Origin of the sequence: Phenylobacterium sp., from assembly GCF_044371015.1 — a bacterium.
In the GTDB taxonomy this organism is placed as follows: domain Bacteria; phylum Pseudomonadota; class Alphaproteobacteria; order Caulobacterales; family Caulobacteraceae; genus Phenylobacterium.
In genome coordinates this window covers 1-3,834 of record NZ_JBILUK010000282.1, presented here as the reverse complement: position 1 = coordinate 3,834, position 3,834 = coordinate 1, and the positions used below count along the sequence as shown (strand labels likewise).

The window sequence follows — 3,834 nt, the reverse complement described above, 5'->3', positions numbered from 1 at the left end:
GGCGCGACCCGGACACCCTGCTTCCGGGCCTGGGCGGGCAGGTCGCCGAACACATCCATCCCGGCGTGGCGCTCAAAGGCTTCGGCGACGGTCAGGCGTTGCGGCTCCGCGGAAAGATCCGAGGTCAGTCCGCGCCAGCTGACGGCGGTGGCGCCGGTCTCCCGCAGGATCGCCGCGCAATCGGCCATCAGCGCCCCATAGGGCTCGCCCACGCGATACCACTCCAGCATCGTGAACTCCGGCGCGTGCAACCGGCCGCGCTCGCGGTTCCGCCAGACCTTGGCCAGGGTGAAGATCCGAGGCTCGCCGGACGCCAGCAGCTTCTTGCAATCGAACTCGGGCGAGGTTTGCAGATATCGGGTCTGGCGCCCGCCGGAGATATCCAGCGCCTCGGTGGCGAAGGCGTGGAGATGCACCTCCGCCCCTGGCGCGATCTGCAGCGCCGTGGCCTCCACCTCCTCGAAGCCTTGTTCCTCGAACCAATGACGCACCGCGCGCGTGATGCGGCCCCGCGCCTGCAGAAACGGCCGGCGGTCGGCGCGGCGGGCGGGATGCCACCAGGGGCGGGTTTCGGTCATCAGGCGGCCGGGGGCTGGAGATTTCGACGCACATCGCTATAGGGGCGCGCAGAAGAATTTCATCCGCGGAGTCGCTTCAGGCGCCCGCGCGACCAGGGGATCAGCACTTGAAGGTATCCGCCAGCTCGCTGCGCAAGGGCGCAGTCGTCGATCTCGAAGGCAAGCTCTACGTCGTGCTGAGCGCCGAAAACATCCACCCCGGCAAGGGCACGCCGGTGACCCAGCTCAACATGCGGCGCATCTCTGACGGGGTGAAGATCTCCGAACGCTACCGCACCACCGAAACGGTCGAGCGGGCCATCGTCGACGATCGCGACCACACGTTCCTCTACCAGGACGGCGAAGGGTTCCACTTCATGAACCCGGAAAACTACGACCAGGTGGTGGCTTCCGAGGACATCATCGGCGACGCCGCGCCCTATCTCACCGACGGCTGCACGGTGAAGCTCTCGACCCATGACGGCGTGCCCATCGCCATCGAACTGCCCCGTCTGGCCACCTTCGAAGTGGTCGAGACCGAGCCCTCGGTGAAGGGCCAGACGGCCTCGTCGTCCTACAAGCCGGCCATTCTCTCCAACGGCCTCCGCACCATGATCCCGCCCTACATCGGCCCGGGCACAAAGATCGTCATCCTGACAGAAGACGGCAGCTACCAGGAACGCGCCAAGGACTGAGGGGTCGCCCCTGGCGGGATCGTCAGGCTGGGCTAGGGTGGCGTCATGCGCGCCGCCCCGCTTCTCATCGCCCTGATTCTCATGACCCTCGCCGCCCCCGCCAAAGCCCAGACGCCCGGCCCCTTTGCCTCGGCGACCGAGCAGCAGCAGGCCATGACCGAGGGCCGCACCAGCGCCCAGGCGCTGACGCGGGCCTATCTGGCGCGCATCGCACAGCTGAACCACAGGGGTCCGCGCCTCAACGCCGTCATCGCGGTCAATCCGCGCGCTCTGGCCGAGGCGCGGGCGCTGGACGCCGAGCGCAAGGCCGGCCGGGTGCGCGGGCCGCTGCACGGGCTCACCGTGCTGATCAAGGACAACATCGAGATCGACGACGGCCTGCCCACCACGGCCGGGTCGCTGGCTTTGATCGACAACGTCACCGGCCGGGACGCGCCGGTCGCAGCGCGGCTGCGGGCCGCGGGCGTGGTGATCCTGGGTCGCGCCAACCTCTCGGAATGGGCCAATTTCCGCTCCACCCGTTCGCTCAGCGGCTGGAGCGCGGTCGGCGGCATGACGCGCAATCCCCACAGCCTGGACCGCACGGCCTGCGGCTCCTCGTCCGGCTCCGGCGCCAGTGTCGCAGCGGGGCTGGCGGCCCTGGCGGTGGGCACGGAGACCGACGGCTCGATCACCTGCCCGGCGGCCATGACCGGGATCGTGGGCCTGAAGCCGACCGTAGGCCTGGTCTCCCGCGACCGGATCGTGCCGATTTCACCGGCCCAGGACACCGCCGGGCCGATGACCCGCACCGTCGCCGACGCCGCCCTGCTGCTTGGAGCGATGGCGGGCTCCGATCCACGCGATCCGGCGACGACGGAGGCCGACGCGCGGCGCGCGGACTATGCGGCCGGGCTGCGGACTGCAAGCCTCAAGGGCGTGCGGCTGGGCGTCTGGCGGGGCCTCCAGGGCCGGTCGCCCCAGGCCGACGCGGTCTTCGAGGCCGCGCTGAAGTCGCTGGCGGCGGCCGGCGCCGTGCTTGTGGAGTTGAAGGGCCCGGAGGCGGCGACGCTGGCGCGCGTCGGGTCGCTGGAGGGCGATCTCCTGCACGCCGATTTCAAGACCGCCGTCGCCGCCTACCTCGCCGACGCCGCGCCGGCCGTGAAGGCCAAGACGCTGGCGGACCTGATCGCCTTCAACACCGCCGAGCCGCGCGAGACGGCCCTGTTCGGCCAGGAGATCTTCGAGCGCGCCCAGAGGGGGCCCGGCGCCGACGACCCCAAGGTGATCGCCGACCGGGCCGAGGCGACCCGGCTCTCCCGCTCGGCGCTCGACGCGATGTTCGCCGAAGCCGGCGGGGTCGAGGCGGTGGTGGCGCTGGCAAATGGACCGGCCGCCATACTCGATCCGGTGAACGGCGCGCGCTTCTTCGGCTCGCCCTCGACCCTGCCGGCGGTGTCCGGATACCCGCACCTGGTGGTTCCGGCGGGCGATGTGAACGGCCTGCCGATCGGCCTGTCGTTCCTGGGGCCGGCCTGGTCCGAGGCCCGCCTGCTGGCGCTGGGCCATGCCTACGAGCAGGCGGCGCCGGCGCGGCGCGACCCGGCCTTCCTGCCCAGCGTCGCAGGACGGCCGGAGTTCGCCCCGGCCTACGACCCCAGCTGAGCTAGGGATCGGAACGGACCCGCATGGCCGATTACGGCTTCGTTGGAATGTTACGGGAACAAACGCCTCTTCTTCACCCATCGGCGCCGCACATCTATCTTTCAGCGCGGCAGGCGACGATGTCGATACATGGTGATTGGAGGTCAACCGATGAAGTGGATGTTGATCATCGCAGGTGTTCTGACGATCTTGGTCATCGGAGTCGGCGGCTATGCGTTCATGCTGCCTCCAACCGTGACCTCGAACCGGGAGGCCACAATCGCGGCGCCTACGGATCGGATCTTCGCGCTGGTGACCGACGTCGCCGGACAGTCCAAATGGCGACGCGACATCGGCCAGGTGACCGTTACGGCGGACGGCGCGACCTGGACCGAACGAACGAAGGACGGGCAGTCCATTCACTTCACCCTGGTTCGGAAAGACCCGAACTCGGTGTTTGAGATCACCTACCAGTCCTCTCTGGGATTCTCCGGTCACTGGATTGGTGAGTTCACCGCGCGCGACGCGAACACCACGGTCTTCAGGATCAAGGAGACCACTACAACGCCCAGCGTCATTGGTCGGCTGCTCGGGCGGGTGTTCGCTCCGCCGGGCTCCCACATCGATCTCTATGTGGAAGACCTGGAGCGGGCGCTACGCGCGCCGTCCTGAGCCAGGGGCGAAACGGCTCCTGTCACTCGCGATCCAGCGCCCTGCATCAGATCGACTACCGCCCCGTCGGCAGGTCCTTGAACGCCACGTCCTTGTCGACACGGATATCGCCGGGCAGGCCCAGGACCCGTTCGGCGATGATGTTCTTCAGGATCTCGTCGGTGCCGCCGGCGATCCGCAAGCCCGGCGCGCTTATCAGCGAGGCGTGGAAGCCGCCGCGCAAAGGCGCGAGCGCCGGATCGTTGATGATGCCGTACTGATCCAGCATCTCCACCGCCGCATTGGCG

4 protein-coding genes and 1 pseudogene are annotated in these 3,834 nt (G+C 68.9%); 3 read left to right on the top strand and 2 right to left on the bottom strand.

The features are described from left to right. Positions 1-578, bottom strand: a 578-nt coding sequence (locus tag ACIQ3R_RS16340; RefSeq protein WP_397419914.1) for an amino acid--tRNA ligase-related protein, incomplete at its 3' end; no start/stop codon positions are given. Between the two features lie 107 nt (positions 579-685). Between ACIQ3R_RS16340 and efp the strand changes: the two genes are divergently transcribed. The 3 genes from efp to ACIQ3R_RS16325 all read left to right on the top strand — a co-directional run bounded on the left by efp (position 686) and on the right by ACIQ3R_RS16325 (position 3,547). Further along, positions 686-1,252, top strand: coding sequence for an elongation factor P (gene efp / locus ACIQ3R_RS16335; protein WP_397419913.1), 567 nt, complete (start codon positions 686-688; stop codon positions 1,250-1,252). A gap of 45 nt (positions 1,253-1,297) precedes the next feature. Beyond that, positions 1,298-2,896 carry an amidase gene (locus ACIQ3R_RS16330; RefSeq protein ID WP_397419912.1) on the top strand — a complete coding sequence of 533 codons (1,599 nt, stop codon included), beginning with the start codon at positions 1,298-1,300 and terminating at the stop codon, positions 2,894-2,896. 150 nt (positions 2,897-3,046) lie between these two features. Next, complete coding sequence (locus ACIQ3R_RS16325) at positions 3,047-3,547, top strand: SRPBCC family protein (RefSeq protein WP_397419911.1); 501 nt, start codon at positions 3,047-3,049, stop codon at positions 3,545-3,547. 55 nt (positions 3,548-3,602) lie between these two features. Here ACIQ3R_RS16325 and ACIQ3R_RS16320 read toward each other — a convergent pair. Then, a pseudogene (locus ACIQ3R_RS16320) lies at positions 3,603-3,834 on the bottom strand (acyl-CoA dehydrogenase); the annotation flags it as partial.

Excerpts from the sequence above, each read along its gene's own strand:
- ACIQ3R_RS16325 (WP_397419911.1), top strand. The coding sequence starts at position 3,047 with ATGAAGTGGATGTTGATCATCGCAGGTGTTCTGACGATCTTGGTCATC.
- ACIQ3R_RS16330 (WP_397419912.1), top strand. The coding sequence starts at position 1,298 with ATGCGCGCCGCCCCGCTTCTCATCGCCCTGATTCTCATGACCCTCGCC.